This window comes from Paenarthrobacter sp. MSM-2-10-13, assembly GCF_011605365.1.
Taxonomy (GTDB): Bacteria; Actinomycetota; Actinomycetes; order Actinomycetales; family Micrococcaceae; genus Arthrobacter.
The window spans coordinates 333664-350107 of record NZ_JAAOXO010000001.1 but is presented as its reverse complement, the minus strand read 5'-3'; the positions used below and the strand labels follow the sequence as shown (position 1 = coordinate 350107).

The 16444-nt window shown below is 63.1% G+C and carries 16 protein-coding genes and 1 riboswitch; of the genes, 8 read left to right on the top strand and 8 right to left on the bottom strand.

Annotation, left to right across the window (positions count from 1 at the left end; genetic code table 11):
- Positions 1–83 precede the first annotated feature (83 nt).
- Positions 84–1571: a protoporphyrinogen oxidase gene (hemG, locus tag HAV21_RS01725; RefSeq protein WP_166840074.1), complete on the bottom strand. Its 1488-nt coding sequence runs from the start codon at positions 1569–1571 to the stop codon at positions 84–86.
- Positions 1572–1576: 5 nt separating this feature from the next.
- Positions 1577–2692, bottom strand: a complete 1116-nt coding sequence (hemE, locus tag HAV21_RS01720; protein WP_166840072.1) for a uroporphyrinogen decarboxylase — start codon at positions 2690–2692, stop codon at positions 1577–1579.
- A 158-nt stretch (positions 2693–2850) separates the two neighbouring features.
- Between hemE and HAV21_RS01715 the strand changes: the two genes are divergently transcribed.
- Positions 2851–4170, top strand: coding sequence for a glutamyl-tRNA reductase (locus HAV21_RS01715; protein WP_166840070.1), 1320 nt, complete (start codon positions 2851–2853; stop codon positions 4168–4170).
- A gap of 14 nt (positions 4171–4184) precedes the next feature.
- Here the strand turns inward: HAV21_RS01715 and HAV21_RS01710 are convergent, their stop codons facing one another.
- On the bottom strand, positions 4185–5174 hold the full coding sequence (locus HAV21_RS01710) for an SDR family NAD(P)-dependent oxidoreductase (protein WP_166840068.1): 990 nt from the start codon (positions 5172–5174) through the stop codon (positions 4185–4187).
- 38 nt (positions 5175–5212) lie between these two features.
- The gene (moeB, locus tag HAV21_RS01705; protein WP_142938502.1) at positions 5213–6415 is read right to left on the bottom strand and encodes a molybdopterin-synthase adenylyltransferase MoeB; all 1203 of its coding nucleotides are present in this window, start codon (positions 6413–6415) and stop codon (positions 5213–5215) included.
- A 6-nt stretch (positions 6416–6421) separates the two neighbouring features.
- On the opposite strand from moeB, the gene HAV21_RS01700 reads away from it, so the two are divergent.
- Genes HAV21_RS01700 through HAV21_RS01690 form a run of 3 tightly spaced genes read left to right on the top strand, consistent with a single transcriptional unit; the run spans position 6422 to position 7771 of the window.
- Entirely contained in the window at positions 6422–7156 is a 735-nt protein-coding gene (locus tag HAV21_RS01700) for a TetR/AcrR family transcriptional regulator (protein WP_166840884.1), read from the top strand.
- A 50-nt stretch (positions 7157–7206) separates the two neighbouring features.
- A complete protein-coding gene (locus HAV21_RS01695) occupies positions 7207–7431 on the top strand; it encodes a DUF3107 domain-containing protein (protein ID WP_142938500.1) in 225 nt (74 codons plus the stop codon).
- A 37-nt stretch (positions 7432–7468) separates the two neighbouring features.
- Positions 7469–7771 carry a hypothetical protein gene (locus tag HAV21_RS01690; RefSeq protein WP_011775413.1) on the top strand — a complete coding sequence of 101 codons (303 nt, stop codon included), beginning with the start codon at positions 7469–7471 and terminating at the stop codon, positions 7769–7771.
- Between the two features lie 154 nt (positions 7772–7925).
- Here the strand turns inward: HAV21_RS01690 and HAV21_RS01685 are convergent, their stop codons facing one another.
- The 3 genes from HAV21_RS01685 to thiO all read right to left on the bottom strand — a co-directional run bounded on the left by HAV21_RS01685 (position 7926) and on the right by thiO (position 10231).
- Positions 7926–8726, bottom strand: coding sequence for a thiazole synthase (locus HAV21_RS01685; protein ID WP_166840067.1), 801 nt, complete (start codon positions 8724–8726; stop codon positions 7926–7928).
- A gap of 3 nt (positions 8727–8729) precedes the next feature.
- Complete coding sequence (gene thiS / locus HAV21_RS01680; protein ID WP_011775416.1) at positions 8730–8966, bottom strand: sulfur carrier protein ThiS; 237 nt, start codon at positions 8964–8966, stop codon at positions 8730–8732.
- Positions 8963–10231: a glycine oxidase ThiO gene (gene thiO / locus HAV21_RS01675; protein ID WP_142938498.1), complete on the bottom strand. Its 1269-nt coding sequence runs from the start codon at positions 10229–10231 to the stop codon at positions 8963–8965. Before thiO ends, thiS begins: the two co-directional genes overlap by 4 nt.
- A riboswitch (TPP riboswitch) is annotated at positions 10224–10342 on the bottom strand. It overlaps the preceding gene by 8 nt.
- A gap of 27 nt (positions 10343–10369) precedes the next feature.
- Between thiO and thiE the strand changes: the two genes are divergently transcribed.
- A complete protein-coding gene (gene thiE, locus HAV21_RS01670; RefSeq protein ID WP_166840065.1) occupies positions 10370–11047 on the top strand; it encodes a thiamine phosphate synthase in 678 nt (225 codons plus the stop codon).
- A 22-nt stretch (positions 11048–11069) separates the two neighbouring features.
- On the opposite strand, the gene HAV21_RS01665 is transcribed toward thiE, so the two are convergent.
- Positions 11070–11738 (bottom strand): ferritin-like fold-containing protein, encoded by a 669-nt coding sequence (locus HAV21_RS01665; RefSeq protein ID WP_166840064.1) that lies wholly within the window; start codon positions 11736–11738, stop codon positions 11070–11072.
- Between the two features lie 156 nt (positions 11739–11894).
- Here HAV21_RS01665 and HAV21_RS01660 point away from each other — a divergent pair, with 156 nt between their 5' ends.
- From HAV21_RS01660 to HAV21_RS01650, 3 genes are all read left to right on the top strand, one after another.
- Positions 11895–12854, top strand: coding sequence for a TM2 domain-containing protein (locus HAV21_RS01660; RefSeq protein WP_166840062.1), 960 nt, complete (start codon positions 11895–11897; stop codon positions 12852–12854).
- Positions 12855–12969: 115 nt separating this feature from the next.
- Positions 12970–14454 (top strand): RNB domain-containing ribonuclease, encoded by a 1485-nt coding sequence (locus HAV21_RS01655; protein ID WP_142938494.1) that lies wholly within the window; start codon positions 12970–12972, stop codon positions 14452–14454.
- A gap of 277 nt (positions 14455–14731) precedes the next feature.
- Positions 14732–16444 carry a DEAD/DEAH box helicase gene (locus HAV21_RS01650; protein ID WP_142938493.1) on the top strand — a complete coding sequence of 571 codons (1713 nt, stop codon included), beginning with the start codon at positions 14732–14734 and terminating at the stop codon, positions 16442–16444.

Genomic DNA, 16444 nt, shown 5'->3' with positions numbered 1-16444 from the left:
CAAGTTTGCCCCGTGCCAGCCGCTAAGTCGAAACGGATTAGTTCTACAAGGCGTAGAAGTGACGCAAATCACCATTCTGGTGATCAGCCTGCATGCACCCGGGCCACTTGCGCACGAGTGTCGGCCACTACTGCAGCAAGGCCGTTCCCGGCCAACCAGCCGCCCACCACGGTAAGGCGGTTGGCAGACGCGCACGCCTGACGAACCTCCGCCACGCGCTGTTTATGACCGACGGCGGCGAACGGCAGGGCGCCAGCCCAGCGCACCACATCCCAATCCACGATGTCCGCCTTGGATACCGGAACCGTCAGCAGCGCGGAAGCATCTGCCACGGCGGCGGTAAGGAGCGACTCATCGTCCATGACAACGTCCGCGCCGCCGCCTGCCACTTCACGCCGACCATAGGACAGGCGCAGGACGTGGGTGCCCGGACCGGCTTCGTCAGCCAACCAATCCCACTTCGCCGTTGCATGGGTGAGGGCCTTGGCCTTGATCCCCGGGGTTTCGGGTGCAACCAGGATTCCGGTCCCCCTGGGCCTGCCATCAAGTTGCGGCAGGTCCACCACCAAGGTCACCAGGCTTACCAGGGGTCCTGGAGCCGGACGGAGGCCGGACAGCACAGGCAAGGACTTCTCCAGCAACCTGACGGCGGCCGGGCCGTCAAGCGCAACCACCAGGCGGCCGGCGTCGTAGGTGGAACTTTCAGCGGTGACCCGCCAACCCTCTTCAGTTTTCACAACGTCCTCGGCACGCCGACCGGCGAGCAACTGAACCCCCCGCTCCTGCAGGTCAGCGACGAGGGCGTCCACCAGAGTGTTCATTCCACCCTTCAGGCCGGCCACGGCGGAACCCGCTTTTGCCGTTCCGGACGACGCCCCGGAGGATGAAGACGGGGCGTCCTTGGCCCCTTTGCGTTGAGCTGCGACAGCAGCAGCAAGTGAGCCATGAGAGCGGATTCCGGCGCGCAGGCCCGGGGCCACCATATCCACGTCCAAAAGGGCAGGGTCAGCGGAATGAACGCCGCCTACCACCGGCGAAACAAGCCGCTCCAGAACCCTTTTGCCCATACGGGTACCAACCAGAGCGGCAACACTGGTGACCTCCGCGGACGTACCGACAGATGCCGGGAGCCAGCGGTCAAACGAGGCTCTGATGGCTCCGAGGAGACCCAGGGATCGTCGAACCTCAGGGTCCCAGGGATTCGCGGGAATACCGAGTACTCCGGTTTTGGGAAGCTCCTGCGGGCCGTCCGGAAGCTGCACCCAGGCACCTCCGGGATGGGGAGCAACTATATGGTCCGCCAGGCCCAACTCACGCGCGAGGTCGGCGACGGCCGTGGACCGTGTGGCAAACGACTCCGCCCCGCTGTCCAGACGCAGCCCGGCAACAACATGGCTTCCCACGCAGCCTCCCCATGCGGTGGTCGCCTCGAGGACAGTAACCGCTGACCCGGCCGCGGCAAGCTCCCGCGCAGCGATCAGGCCTGAGATGCCGCCGCCAACTACCACGGCAGTTGGCCGTGCAGCTGCTGGTATCGGCTCCGACGTGGACGTCGCATGCCCCGCGCGCATAGCGCCTACTCCGCAGGGATGGAGTGGATGAGCTCCACAACGCGCGTCAGAACGGTGGGGTCTGTTTCGGGAGGAACTCCATGACCAAGGTTCAGCACATGGCCCGGGGCGTGGGAACCAGCAGCGATGACCTCCCGGACGTGGGCTTCAAGGACCTCCCACGGGGCGGACAGAAGAGCGGGGTCGATGTTGCCTTGAAGCGGCACAGTTCCACCCAGGCGTCGGTTGGCTTCGTCCAAGGGCAGCCTGTAGTCCACACCTATGACGTCTACGCCGACGTCGCGCATGGCAACCAGAAGCTCGGAAGTGCCGGTTCCAAAGTGGATCAACGGCGCCCCGAGTCCACGGACGTGGTCCAGCGCCCGGGTGGATGCCGGCGCCACGTACTTGGTGTAGTCAGCCAGGCCAAGGGATCCGGCCCAGGAATCGAAGAGCTGCGCCGCCGAAGCGCCTGCCTCAAGTTGGGCCTGAAGGAACATTCCGGAGGTATCGGCAGCCCAGTTGGCCAGCGCCGCCCACGTCTCGGGATCGGCGTGCATCATGGTTCGGGGCCCGAGGTGATCACGGGAGGGCTTCCCTTCAACCATGTAGGCGGCCAGGGTGAATGGCGCACCGGCGAAGCCGATCAGCGGGGTCTTTCCGAGTTCGGCAACCGTCAGGCGGACGGCTTCGCGGATCGGCTCGAGGGCTTCCCACGTCAGGGTGGGAAGGGCGGCCACATCAGCTGCCGTTCGCACCGGCTTGTCCAACACGGGTCCTACGCCGGGGACGATGTCCACTCCCACGCCGGCGAGCTTCAACGGAATAACGATGTCCGAGAAGAAGATGGCGGCGTCAACGTCGTGGCGGCGAACCGGCTGCAGGGTGATCTCGGCGGCCAGTTCAGGCCGCAGGCAAGAGTCCAGCATGGCAACGCCTTGGCGGACCTTCAGATACTCAGGCAGGGAACGACCCGCCTGGCGCATGAACCATACAGGCCTGCGGGACGGCGTGCCACCGCGGTAGGCAGTGATCAACGGCGAGTCCGAGGTACGGCCGTCGTTGAGCGGGTGGTTGGCGCCGAGGGTTCCCGCCGGGGCGTTGGAAGCCGTACTGTTGGATGCTGCCGCGCTAGAAGTCATGCCTTCGATTGTGCCGAAAATCCGGGGCAAAAGATAACGACAAGCTGTCACGTCGCGCCCGGCCCGGGCCGTTGTGTCGGGGATCACTGGCCTTCGTGGGGATCACCACGGTGCTGCATTGTTCTACCGGGCTACGAAAAAGCTATGATTGGGGTGCTGTGGTTCTTTTCTCATTGGTGGCTACACACGCCGACATCGACCTCGAAACTGTCGCTCAGTTGAGCAACGGTTCCTCTGAGCTTGCCTCGGCAGCCCTGACAGACTCCTCCCTGGTTTCCGGAGCCGTTGTCCTGGCCACGTGCAACCGCTACGAAATTTACGGAGAAACAGCCAACGGAGCTGACCTTGAGGCGGCTCGTTCGGCCCTTGTCTCCCAGATCAGCGAACTCAGCGGCCTCAACGAGCAACTCGTCTCACGCTCCTTCGCCACAAACACCGGTCCGGACGTCACACGGCACCTGTTCGCTGTGAGCGCCGGCCTGGATTCAGCCGTGGTAGGTGAGCGCGAGATCGCAGGCCAGGTTCGCCGGGCGCTGATCACAGCACAGCAGGAAGGCACCGCCAGCTCCGGCCTTGTGCGCTTGTTCCAGGCGGCCTCCAAAACGGCCAAGGATGTCGGCGCGCAGACAGCCCTCGGCTCGCGCGGGCTCTCGATCGTTTCCGTCGCATTGGACCTTGCCACCGACCTCGCCGAAAACGACGATTGGTCCCGCAAAAAGGTTGTGGTCTTCGGAACCGGGGCCTACGCCGGCGCAACCATGTCGCTTCTGCGGGAGCGCGGCTGCACAGACGTCTCCGTTTACTCTTCTTCCGGCCGCGCCGAAGGCTTTGTAGCCACCCGCGGCGGAACAGCGCTCGACGCCGACACTCTTCCCGCTGCTGTTGCCGCAGCTGACGTCATGATTGGCTGCAGCGGCTCTGACAACAGAGTGGAGGCCGCCGATCTTGCCCGCGTCCGGGCCCACTCGGGCAAACCCTTGATCGCTATCGACCTCGCCCTCACCCACGACTTCGACCCCGCAGTGGGCGAACTCGATGGCGTTGAGCTCCTGACGCTTGAATCCGTACGGCTGGCTGCGCCTCAGGAGCAGGCAGAGTCACTTTCCCAGGCCAGCGCAATAGTCAACGGCGCCGCCACCACTTTCGAGTCCGAACGCGAAGCCCGCTCCGTGGACACTGCCATTGTGGCGCTGCGCCGCCACACCATGAACGTCCTTGACGCGGAAATGGAAAAAGTCCGGGCACGGCATGGTTGCACCGCCGCCGCCGAAGAGGTTGAGTTCGCCCTTCGCCGGATGGTCAAGCAGCTCCTGCACATTCCCACGGTCAGGGCACGCGAACTGGCAGCCAACGGCCAACAGGAAGAGTATGTTGCCGCTCTGGAAGCCCTCTACGGCATCGAAGTGGAGAAGCCCCAAGCCGCCCCGGCCGCGGAGTGCCCGGTGGATCACGGGCAACTCCGCTCCGAAAGCGCCTGAGGCCACCTCGCCACTTACGCGAAAGCGTTGATACCTGTCAGCTCGGCGGACAGGTCCCACAGTTTCCCTGCTTCTGCTTTGTCGATAGCGTGCGCGTCCACACCTTGGTAGCGGGCGAGGGGTGAATCTTTGTCGGTGGGATTGGCGATGTCGCAGTCCTCGCAGTAAACCCCGCCTTTGCCTGCCAAAGCCGGTGACGTCGCCGCCCAAACCGAGGTTGCTGCGCCCTGTTCCGGCGTCTTGAATCCTTCCCGGAGATTTCCCTCGCCGTCCATCCAGCCTGCGGCCACCATCTCTTCCTTGGGCAAATGCCGTTGCAGCTCAGTCATGATGCCCCCTGGATGCACCGCGAAAGACCGCACGCCGAATTCCCGTCCCCGCCGGTCAAGTTCCACGGCAAAAAGTGAATTGGCCGTCTTGGCCTGACCATAGGCCCGCCATTTGTCGTAGCCGGTAGCGAAATTGATGTCCTCGAACCGGATCGGGGACAGCTTGTGGCCGGTGGAGGATAAGGAAACTACGCGGGCGTTGCCGGATGCCGACAGGGCAGGCCAGAGAGCGTTGACCAGAGTGAAGTGCCCCAGGTGGTTGGTGGCGAACTGGGCTTCCCAGCCCGGTCCCACGCGTTCTTCCGGGCTTGCCATGATGGCCGCGTTGTTGATGAGGATGTCCAACGAACCGTGCCCGGCCATGTATCGCTGGGCGAATGCTTTAACGCTGTCCTGGTCTGCCAGGTCCATCTCTTCCACCGTGACCGTGTCACCGAGACCGGCGCCAGCCAGCACCTCCTTCGCGTGTTGGGTCCTGCGAGCCGGGACTGTGACTTCCGCGCCGGCTGAAACCAGCGCCCGAACTGTCTCCAGGCCGAGCCCGGAGTATCCGCCGGTAACGATAGCCGCCTTTCCGGCGAGGTCGATTCCATCGATGACCTCCCGGGCGGTGGAACCGTGCCCAAAACCGGAACCAAGAGGGTGTTGCAGGGTCTCTGCCAGATCTTCGCTCATGGTTGAGCTTTACAGACAAAGGCCTGAACGGGCAACGATCAGTAAATGGGCTTCTCCGGTTCCACATCGCGCACCCAGGCGAGAATACCGCCGTCGAGATGGCTGACGCGCGTGTAGCCGGCCTTTTGCGCCGCTTCAAGGACAGCAGCCGATCGAGTCCCGGCCTTGCAGTGGAACACGATGTCCCTGTCCTGCGGCAGCTCCACCCACGCTTCGCCGGAGAGTATGCGGCCCTGCGGAATCAGGATAGAGCCGTCGATGCTCACGATGCTGTGCTCGCCCGACTCGCGGACATCCACGAGTTCGAAGTCCCGCTCCCCCAACTCCCGTTCGGCAAGCATTGCGGCCAGGTCTTTGGCGGAAACAGTGTGCTCCTGGTCCGTGGCCGCCGGCGGCGTTACTCCACAGAAGGCCTCGTAGTCGGTCAATTCCGTAATGGGTTCGGCTTCCGGATCCTTTGAGACCTTGATCTCGCGCCAGTTTCCGCCCAAAGCATCAAAAAGTGCCACCCGGCCCAGCAATGAACGCCCGACGCCGGTAATCAGCTTCACGGCCTCGGTGACCATGAGCGATCCAACCGCTGCGCAGAGCATGCCGAACACGCCACCCTCGCCACAGGACGGCACCGAGCCGGCGGGAGGCGCTTCCGGGTAGAGATCCCTGTACGTGGGCCCGTGGTCGGCCCAGAAGACGCTCACCTGGCCGTCAAAGCGGAAGATGGATCCCCAGACATAGGGCTTGCCGAGGATGGCAGCGGCGTCGTTCACCAGATACCGCGTTGCAAAGTTGTCAGCGCCGTCCAGGATGAGGTCATACTGCGCAAACAGATCCAGCGCATTGGAAGCGTCAAGGCGGACATTGTGCAGGACAACGTTGACCAAGGGGTTGAGTTCTGCGATGGCGTCACGTGCGGATTCGACCTTGGGCGTACCCACGTCCTTCACACCATGGATGACCTGCCGCTGCAGGTTGCTAAGGTCCACCGCGTCATCGTCCAGTATGCCCAGGGTGCCCACTCCGGCGGCGGCCAGGTACAGCAGTGCGGGGGAACCAAGGCCACCGGCGCCTATGACCAGGACTTTGGCGTTCTTGAGCCTGCGTTGGCCCAGGGCGCCAATTTCAGGAATGATGAGATGCCGGGAATACCGCTCCACCTCGGCCGGCGTAAGTTCGGCGGCCGGTTCAACGAGGGGCGGGAGGACAGCGGGCGCAGTAGCGTGGGCAGCAACAATTGAGGCCATACCCCAATCTATGCCTGCAGATGCCGCCCGGTCATATTACCCCCCGGTAGAGTAGTCATAACTGCGAAGGAAAGGCGGCAGACTGTGGCTGACGGCACACGGGCAAACGATGGGGCACCGGCCAGGCAGGAACGGGCAGGTACAACGCGTTCACCAAGGTTGCCGCGGGACGAGCGCCGCGCACAGTTGCTGAACGCGGCGCTGGAAGTATTCGTTGCCAACGGCTTCCACGGGGCAGCCATGGACGAAATCGCGGAGGCCGCCCACGTGAGCAAACCAGTGCTCTATCAGCACTTCCCCTCCAAGCGCGAGCTTTACATGGCGCTCCTGGACAGCCACCTTGCAACACTGACGCAACTGATGCTCAACGCCTTGAACTCCACCACGGATAACAAGGAACGCGTCAAGGCCGTCATGCGCGCTTACTACAGGTTCATTGCCGACGACGACCAAGCCCATCGCCTGGTGTTCGAATCGGACCTGATCAATGATGCCGATGTCAGTTCGCGTTTGGAGACTTTCAACAAAACGTTCGCGGACGCCGTGGCCCGTGTTATTGCCGAGGACACCAAGCTGCCCCCTCTGGAAGCGCAGCTTCTTGGCCGTGGTTTGGCCGGAATGGCTCAGGTCAGCGCCAGATATTGGCTCGAAACGGACGGAAACCTGGACCTCGATGTGGCCAGCGATCTGATCTATCGTTTAGCTTGGCGCGGAATCAGTCGATTCCCCAAAGAGTCCTAGGCTACAAATAGAGGACTGACTTAACACTTGATTGGCTTGGAGGCCTTGCTGTGGAAGTAAAGATCGGCATTCAGAACGTTGGCCGTGAGATCGTGCTCGAATCCTCCCTGGATGCCGACGCCGTCGCCAAGATTGTGGCTGAGGCCGTGACCAAAGGCTCCGAGCTTCGCCTCACTGATGACAAGGGCCGACAGGTCATTGTTCCCGGCAACGTGCTGGGCTACGTGGAAATCGGCGCCGAGGAAACCCGGCGCGTCGGCTTCGGCGCTCTCTAGGGTCTTCCTACGTCTCGTCGTCCGCTAAGGAGTTTTCATGCTTTCTCTCGTCGTGGTGGTTCTGGCCACCATTGCCACTGGTTTCATTGTGTGGGCCAACGACAAGCGGCACGGCAAGTACGGGATCGCGCTGCCGGCCGGTGTCTCAGCAGCTGTGGGCACCCTGAGTTGGATCGCGTTCATCAGCGCCGGATTGGGCTACCAGCCTGGCGCAACGTGGATTCCGTGGGTCCTACCTATTGTGCTCGGCACTGCCGCGGCGGTTGCCGTGGTGCTCTTTCTCGGCCGGACCAGGACCCAGCACGATACTGCGGCCCTCACCAAGGCGCTGCGGCTTTAGAACCTTAAACAGTAGTGACCGTCACCCACTGGTGGCGGTCACTACTGTTTAAGCCCCGGCACGACTTAAGCCCCCGCACGACGCCGCGTGTGCGCCGAGGTTGTCGTTCTGAAATGCGTCGCCGAGCCCGGCTGCCACATTCCGAGGGTGCGGATCAGAGGAACTCTGCCCGGCCTTCCATCGCCGAGGACGCGAGCGCGTGCTCCCGCCGGGGAATCCGGCCTGCCTGCAGCGCCAGCCTACCGGCGATGACAGCGTGCTTGAAGGCCTCCCCCATCTGCACCGGGTTCTGGGCCCGGGTTACAGCGGTGGCCAGCAGGACGGCGTCACAGCCCAGCTCCATGGCCAACGCGGCATCGGAGGCGGTTCCGATTCCCGCGTCGAGGACCACGGGTACGGAGGCCCGGGACACGATGAGTTCAATGTTGTGTGGGTTCAGGATGCCGAGGCCGGTTCCAATGGGTGATCCCAAGGGCATGACGGCGGTGGCACCCAGGTTCTCGAGCCTGAGCGCGAGCACGGGATCGTCATTTGTGTAGGCGAAAACCTTGAAGCCCCGGTTCACCAGTTGTTCCGTTGCATCCACCAGTTCCACGGCGTCGGGCAGGAGCGTGTGTTCGTCGGCGATGACTTCCAACTTCACCCAATCTGTCTCCAGCGCTTCGCGGGCCAGTTCAGCGGTCATCACGGCGTCCTTGGCAGTAAAGCAGCCCGCAGTGTTGGGAAGTACCCGGATGTTGTGGTCCACCAGGAGCTGGAACAGCGATCCCGTTTCGGCGGGTGAGTAGCGCCGCATGGCTACGGTGGTGAGCTCGGTCCCCGAAGCCAGGAGCGCTGATCCCAGGCCATCAAGGCTCGGCGCGCCTCCGGTGCCCATGATGAGTCGGGAACCGAATTCCACGCCGTCGATCGCCAGCACATCAGTGGTTCGACCGTCAATGTTTGCTGTTGTCATGGTTCAGCCTCCTTGGACTGCTGTTACGAGTTCGAGTTCGTCTCCGTCGGCCAGCGCCGTCACGGCCCATTGGCTGCGGGGCACCACCTCGGAGTTACGTGCGACCGCGACTCCCAGCTTGCCGCCGTCGGCCGCTTGACCGCGAGGGTCCAAGGCGCGGCCCGTGATCGCTGTGACCAGAGTGCTGACGGATGCGTCATCGGAGACTGCGTGATCGGTTCCGTTGAGTTTGATGTTCATGCTGTTTCCTTGGTGGGAGCGTGTGCTGCTGGTGTGAGTACTTGGGGAACTGAAGCGTTGCCCGCGAAGCGATCAGGCAGGAACGGAGCCCATCGAGGGTCCTTGGATCCGTTGATGAGTTCGCCCACGATCCTGGCGGCTACGGGAGTCAGGAGTACACCGTGGCGGAAGAATCCTGTAGCGATCACCAAGCCGTCAATGTCGCCGTGGGGACCGCTGACCCGTCCAAGCAGGGGGGCGTTGTCCGGAGTGCCGGGGCGGGCGCGGGCAGTTGCTTCAAGGAGTTCCAGTTCCGCCACTGCGGGGACCAGAGTTTGGGCATCCCTCAGCAGTTGATAGACGCCGCCGGCCGAGACTGCGTTGGAAGTCGCTGACAACCGGTCTTCGCGTTGCGTCGCTCCGATCACCACGGTTCCGTCGTCCCGGGGAACGATGTAAACCGGAACGCCTCGAACCATCCCCCGAACAGTGGACGTCACCAAGGGCCGGAGCTTTTCGGGGACGCGAAGCCGGAGGATGTCGCCATAGACCGGCCGCACTGGAAGGGTCAGTCCCTCAGGGAGCCCCGACACGTGGGATGCCCCCAGCCCGTTGGCCACCACAGTCTCCGCGGCAAGGACCACGACTCCGGATTCGAGTTCCACTCCGGTGACCCGCCCGCCATCTCGCAGCACACCGCGCGCCGGGGAAAGAACGGCGAATCCGTCATCGGCCCCGGGCACCCAGGAGGCGTCGTCAGGCGAATGGTTAGCCAATCCAGCCAGGATGCAGGCGGCGAGCTTTCGCGGATCCACTTGGTGGTCGGCGGGAATGTCGAAAGCGCAGGAAATCTGCGGGCTAAGGAGCGGCTCGCGGTTCCTCGCGTCCCGCAGGGCAAGAGGTTCGACTCCCAAGCCAGCTGCGAGCTGTACGTTCCTGAGGTCTGCGAGCGCCCTGCGGTCGGCTGCGTCGGCACCCACGGCGAGGGTGGGCGTCGTGCGGTATCCGCTGCCCGCTCCCCCCAAGTGCAGTCTGTCCACGAAGGAGGGCCACAGCCGGGAAGACTCAATCATCAATTCCAGGAGGTCTTCCTCCTGGTAATGCAGTTCGCTGACGGGTGCAAGCATTCCGGCGGCGGCGAACGTTGCGCCCGAGGCCGGGGCGGGGTCGATCAGCACCACTGAACGGCCCAGCCGCCTGGCTTCGTGGGCGATGCCCAGGCCTATGATGCCGCCGCCAATGACGGCCACGTCTGCCTGGATGGGGGTATGGCGGGGATCTGCCATTGGTTTCCTTCCCTACGCCGGTACTAGCCGGATCAGGTCAAGCGGTCGGCGCTGAAGCCCTCTCAGCCGGACAGTCATATGACGAATGTCGCGGCTCCCGCAGTACGTGCCCAGTTTAGAGGAACTACTCTGGTTTCCATGACCCAGCCTGACGCCCTCGCCTCTGCCCGCCTCTATTTGTGCACTGATGCCCGTCAACGGCAGGGCGATTTTGAAGACTTTGTGGACGCCGCTTTCGCCGGTGGTGTGGACATCATCCAGCTCCGCGACAAGACGCTGGAAGCTGCCGAGGAGCTTGAAATGTTGGCCGTTTTGCGGAGCGTCGCACAACGGCACGGACGGCTGTGGGCTGTCAACGACCGGGCCGATGTTGCCAGTATTTCCGGGGCTCCCGTGTTCCACATCGGTCAGAAGGACCTGCCTCTGACGGCCGCCCGCACACTCCTGCCGAATGTCACCGGCATCGGTCTTTCCACCCACACACCGGAACAAATCGACGCGGCAATTGCTACCGCCCAAGGTCCCTTGGGACTGGACTACTTCTGTGTGGGTCCGGTCTGGGCAACGCCCACCAAACCCGGGCGCGCGGCTGTGGGTCCGGGCTTGGTCACATATGCCGCAGAGGCACAGAAACGTGCAGGCGACGTGAAGACACTTCCATGGTTCGCCATTGGCGGCATCGACCACAGCAACGTTGAACAGGTGGTCGCCGCGGGGGCCAGCCGCATCGTCGTCGTGCGCGCCATCACGGAGGCAACAGACCCGACGGCGGCAGCGAAGTCGCTGCTGCAGGCGTTGGACACCGTTGAGCCCTAGCCGGTCCTGAGCTGGCCGGCGTCTACGCTGTCAGGCCAAGGCCCGTCATCCGGCGGGAATGCTTCCCGGCGAGTTCCGTCGTCAGCCGTTTCACCTCAGCACGCGAGTCCCCTCCGCTTCTCAGCGTTGGGCCCAGCCGCGGGTGCTCCATGCCGACGCGTTGCGCCTGCGTCAAGGCCTCTCCCACCAGGCGGCGGCCCCACAGTGCAAGGCGCGATGCCAGGCGTGGGTCATCACTCAGGGCCCTCCTCAGCAGAACCCGAAGGACTTCAGTGGCTTGATCGGGGGAAGCCACCCGTTCAACAAAATGCTGCGTTTGTGGGTCAAGGAACATCGCGACAGCCCTGTAGAAGTCCGACGACACAGTGTCGATCACATAGGCCTTCATGACGGATTCGAACCAGTCTCCCGGTTTGGTGCGCTCGTGGAAATGGTCGAAGGAACGCTGGAACGGCAGCATCGCATGTTCGGGGTCGACCCCCATCTCCACCAATCGATCGCTGAGGAGCGCGAAGTTGCCGTAGGCACCCACAGCGATCTTCGCCAGCACTGACCTGTCATGAAGGGTGGGAGCATAACGGGAGTCCAGCGAGAGCCGTCCGAAAGCAGACAGCTCGCCATAGGCCATGGCTCCAAGCAACTCCGCTGAGAGTTCCCTGGCAGAGGCTGCGGCGTCCGGGGATATGCCCATGAACCCAGCCTATCCCTGGCCGGGCATGAGATTCCCGGGGTTTGCGTTCTGCTTCCGGCATCGTTCCTACTAGGCTGGCTCGACGTGAGTTGACTGCCATGTGCCCTGCATACCGCCCGTCCTCCTCCTCGCACCCACTTCACTGAAGGAATTTCCATGAGTCACCCGAGTTACCCGCCCACGCCCCAAAACGATGCCGGATCAGGAGTTCCGCAGGTCCCGGCCGCGCCTTATGCTTACGGCGGCCAGTTCCAAGGTGGAGCACAGCCTGGCTACCAACCCGGACCGGCTTCAGGCCCTTATGGAACTACGGGCGGGGCGGTTCCGGCCAAGTCCTTCATGACCACCTGGATTTTGGCGCTGCTTCTGGGTGGCTTGGGTGTGGACCGCTTCTATCTGGGCAAGATTGGTACCGGAATCGCGAAGCTGCTCACTGCCGGCGGCTTCGGCATCTGGTCCGTTGTGGACCTCATCATCACCTTGACAGGAAACGCCCGGGACAAAGAGGGCAGGCCGCTGGCAGGCTACCTGGAGAACAAGAAGAAGGCGTGGATCATCACCATCGTCGTCTGGTTCGCTGGTGTGATCGTGGGAATTGTGTCCACTGTGCTGTCTTTCACCCTCTTCGCCGCTGCAGTCCAGCAGGGACGAACCACACCTGCTGCACCGCTCCCTTCCGCCAGTCAAGGGCCCCTGGTGCCCTCGCCTGGCACTGCCAACGAGGCGAACTCCTTCACCGTGGATGTTGATGACAGCACCAAGGTAAAGGTGGGCGTGGTCGATTCTCTTTACACCAACGAAATCCCCTCGATGTCGTACATGAAACCCGCCAACGGGGGGTTCCTCGTGGTGGAGGTGTCCTGGGAGACACTGACGGGGACAAGCTTCGCTTCCTCAACGAACTTCCAGGCCTTCGACGCTGACGGAAAAGAAGGTGAGTTGCTGTTCCTCACTGAGGACCTGGGCAGCCTGCCGATGGGGAGCGTCGCCACGGGGGAGGTCAAACAGGGAGTGATCGCGTTCGACATCAAGAACGGCCCCACCAAGATCGTGGTCACTGATGTCTATGGCGATGAGGCCGCAACCTTCACGCTGACACCTCCGGCCGGTCAATAACCCACCCGGACAGGCTTACGCGCTCAAAGAAGGAACCCGCCGTCCCTCATGGACGGCGGGTTCCTTCGCTAGCGCGTCCAAGACTATCGGCCCATTTCGGGCTAACCTGATTTTCGTGTCACATCATCGGATAGCACCCAACGTCGACGACTCATCGGACCAGCTCGCCGCGGCCCTTGCCGCTCTCAGGACAGAGCTGGAACTCCCCGGTGAATACCCTGCAGACGCTGTGGAAGAAGCACAGCAGGCCGTAGACGCCCTCGAGCTTCCGGAACAGGACCTGCGGGACATAGCGTTTGTGACTATCGATCCGGCGACATCCACCGACCTGGACCAGGCCCTGTTCATCGACCGCACCGGTAACGGTTACACGGTCCTCTACGCAATCGCCGATGTTCCGTCTTTCGTGGCTCCGGGTGGGGCGTTGGACGCAGAAACGCGTCAACGCGGACAAACCTTCTACGCTCCTGACGGGCGGATCCCGTTGCATCCGGAAGTTATCAGCGAGAACGCCGGCAGCCTGCTTGCCAACCAGGATTGCAGTGCTTTCGTGTGGCGTTTTGACTTGGATGCCAAAGCCGAAGTTCAGACGGTCACCGTTGCCCGGGCTGCCGTGCGCAGCAGGGCCAAACTGAGCTACAAGGGCGCTCAACAGCAACTCGACGACGGTACGGCCCCACCCGTTCTGCAGCTCCTCAAAGAAGTAGGGCTCAAACGCGTTGAGCTGGAGCGGCAACGTGGGGGCGCAAGCCTGAACATGCCGGAACAGGAAATAGTTCAAGCCACCGACGGCGGCGGGTACAGGATCGTCGCTGCGCCGTCGCTGCCGGTTGAGGACTGGAACGCGCAGATATCCCTCATGACCGGTATGGCCGCAGCTCAGATGATGCTTGATGGCAAAGTGGGGATACTGCGCACCATGCCGGCACCTGACGATCGATCCCTGCTCCATTTCAAGCGCCAGACTTCTGCACTCGGAAAGCCCTGGGACGGCCAAGTATCCTATGGCGAATATTTGCGGACCTTGGACGCATCCGATCCCAAACAGTTGGCCATCCTGCACTCTGCCGGCATGTTGTTCAGGGGCGCCGGTTACACACCCTTTGACGGTGAGGTGCCCGCGGAGGTCATCCAAGCAGCCATCGGGGCTCCGTATGCGCACACCACCGCACCCCTGCGGCGGCTCATCGATCGCTTTGTCTTGGTGATCTGCGAAGCACTCAGCAACAACCACGACATCCCGCAATGGGCCCGGGAAGCACTCCCCTCGCTGCCGGAGATCATGGCCTCCTCAGACCAATTGGCCGGACGCCTTGAGCGCGCCGCACTGGACACCGTGGAAGCAGCCTTGGTGGCCAATCACATCGGCCAGGAATTCGACGCCGTCGTCATTTCCGGATCCAAACCCTCCAACGGATCCAGCTCAAAGAACGGCAACGGCAGCAGCAACGGCAACGGGCCCTTCGGCGTCATACAGATAGCAGACCCCGCGGTTACCGCCCGGTGTGACGGAGAAATGGAGTCCGGAACCACAGTCCGGGTGCGGTTGCTCAAGGCCGACATTGCCAGCCGGGAAATCAGGTTCGAGCTGCTGCCCTGACCGGCGTTCATGCGGCGATCCGGGCTTTCCGGCCCTCAGAGGATAGACTGGGCGTGTAGTAATGGATGCCCGGTCGTTGATTCAGTTAATTTTTGAACTCAACAAGCCCGCCCCTACGCGATCTTGAGATGTACCAACTGGTCACCAGTGCCAGTACTTAGATAGCCCGCGATCGGCTTCCACTGGATTTGCTTGCGCGCCCGTTCGTGCTCCGGTACGGCTCTACCGCCCCGTTGAGCATGCAGCGCCAATGCCTAAATGAATAAGGAAACTCCCTGTGAGTGAATTGCATACCCACGAAGTCCTGACGGACTCCACCGGAACCGAATCCATCGAACCCGAGGAAACGATCATCTCGGATGAGACGCCCCACGAGATCGAAGAGAAGTCGTTCGCTGATTTCAACGTCCGCGCCGACATCGTTGAGTCTTTGGCCGACGCCGGAATCACACACCCGTTCCCGATCCAGGCCATGACCCTGCCGGTCGCCTTGAGCGGCCACGACATCATCGGCCAAGCCAAAACCGGTACCGGAAAAACGCTGGGCTTCGGCATCCCCGCCCTCCAGCGCGTCGCCGGGAGGGATGATGCAGGATACGCCAAGCTCGCTGTCCCGGGCGCACCGCAGGCCCTGGTCATCGTCCCCACGCGTGAGCTTGCCGTGCAGGTAGCCAACGACCTCCAGGCCGCGTCACGCAAGCGCAACGCCCGCATCGCCACCATCTACGGCGGCCGTGCCTACGAACCCCAGATTGATGCCCTGCAGAAGGGCGTGGAAATCGTTGTCGGCACCCCCGGCCGGTTGATCGACCTTTACAAGCAAAAGCACCTCAGCCTCAAGAACGTCAAAATGGTCATCCTTGACGAGGCCGACGAAATGCTGGACCTTGGCTTCCTCCCGGACGTGGAAACCCTGATTGCCGGCACCCCCGCAGTCCGCCAGACCCTCCTCTTCTCGGCAACCATGCCCGGCCCCGTCATCGCGATGGCTCGCCGTTACATGACGCAGCCCACCCATATCCGGGCAGCCGACCCCAATGATGAAGGCCTGACCAAGCGCGACATCCGCCAGCTCATCTACCGCGCGCACAGCATGGACAAGACCGAGGTTGTGGCCCGCATCCTGCAGGCCCGCGGACGTGGCCGAACCATCATCTTCACCAAGACCAAGCGCACCGCCGCAAAGGTTGCCGAGGAACTCGTGGACCGCGGCTTCGCGGCTGCAGCCATTCACGGCGACCTCGGCCAAGGCGCCCGTGAACAGGCCCTCCGCGCGTTCCGCAACAACAAGGTTGACGTCCTGGTGGCCACCGACGTCGCAGCCCGCGGCATCGACGTCGATGACGTTACCCACGTCATCAACTACCAGTGCGTGGAGGACGAAAAGATCTACCTGCACCGCGTTGGACGTACGGGCCGCGCCGGCAACAAGGGCACCGCCGTCACGTTTGTTGACTGGGACGACATGCCTCGCTGGGGCCTGATCAACAAAGCCCTCGGACTTAGTGTTCCCGAGCCCGTTGAAACCTACTCCTCATCGCCGCACCTGTACACGGATCTGGACATTCCCGAGGGCACCAAGGGTCGTCTGCCGCGCAACAAGCGCGTCCTCGCCGGCGTTGACGCCGAAGTCCTCGAGGACCTCGGCGAAACCGGCAAGAAGAATGCACGCTCCGGCGGCTCAGGCCGCGATGGCGGACGTGACGGCAAGCGCGACGGCGGTCGTGATGGCGGTCGTGGACGCTCCGGTAGGTCCGGCGACGCCGAGTCCAGCGGATCCAAGGGCGAGGGTGGCCGCAACCGTACGCGCCGCCGTCGTACCTCTGATGGTGAGACAGCCCCCGCTGCCGGTGCATCGGAAACCCGCACTGCCACCGCAGACAACGCAGAAAAGCCGGCCCGCACGCGCCGGACCCGCACGCGCCGCCGCAACGGCGAAGTGGTTTCCGGTGAGACCGCAGCTGCCCAGTCCGGTAGCACCGAGGCCTAA

Bases quoted from the DNA above. Each gene is read 5' to 3' on its own strand.
- hemG (WP_166840074.1), bottom strand. From the start codon at position 1,571: ATGCGCGCGGGGCATGCGACGTCCACGTCGGAGCCGATACCAGCAGCT.
- hemE (WP_166840072.1), bottom strand. From the start codon at position 2,692: ATGACTTCTAGCGCGGCAGCATCCAACAGTACGGCTTCCAACGCCCCG.
- HAV21_RS01710 (WP_166840068.1), bottom strand. From the start codon at position 5,174: ATGAGCGAAGATCTGGCAGAGACCCTGCAACACCCTCTTGGTTCCGGT.
- moeB (WP_142938502.1), bottom strand. From the start codon at position 6,415: ATGGCCTCAATTGTTGCTGCCCACGCTACTGCGCCCGCTGTCCTCCCG.
- HAV21_RS01690 (WP_011775413.1), top strand. From the start codon at position 7,469: ATGCTTTCTCTCGTCGTGGTGGTTCTGGCCACCATTGCCACTGGTTTC.
- HAV21_RS01685 (WP_166840067.1), bottom strand. From the start codon at position 8,726: ATGACAACAGCAAACATTGACGGTCGAACCACTGATGTGCTGGCGATC.
- thiS (WP_011775416.1), bottom strand. From the start codon at position 8,966: ATGAACATCAAACTCAACGGAACCGATCACGCAGTCTCCGATGACGCA.
- thiO (WP_142938498.1), bottom strand. From the start codon at position 10,231: ATGGCAGATCCCCGCCATACCCCCATCCAGGCAGACGTGGCCGTCATT.
- thiE (WP_166840065.1), top strand. From the start codon at position 10,370: ATGACCCAGCCTGACGCCCTCGCCTCTGCCCGCCTCTATTTGTGCACT.
- HAV21_RS01665 (WP_166840064.1), bottom strand. From the start codon at position 11,738: ATGGGCATATCCCCGGACGCCGCAGCCTCTGCCAGGGAACTCTCAGCG.
- HAV21_RS01660 (WP_166840062.1), top strand. From the start codon at position 11,895: ATGAGTCACCCGAGTTACCCGCCCACGCCCCAAAACGATGCCGGATCA.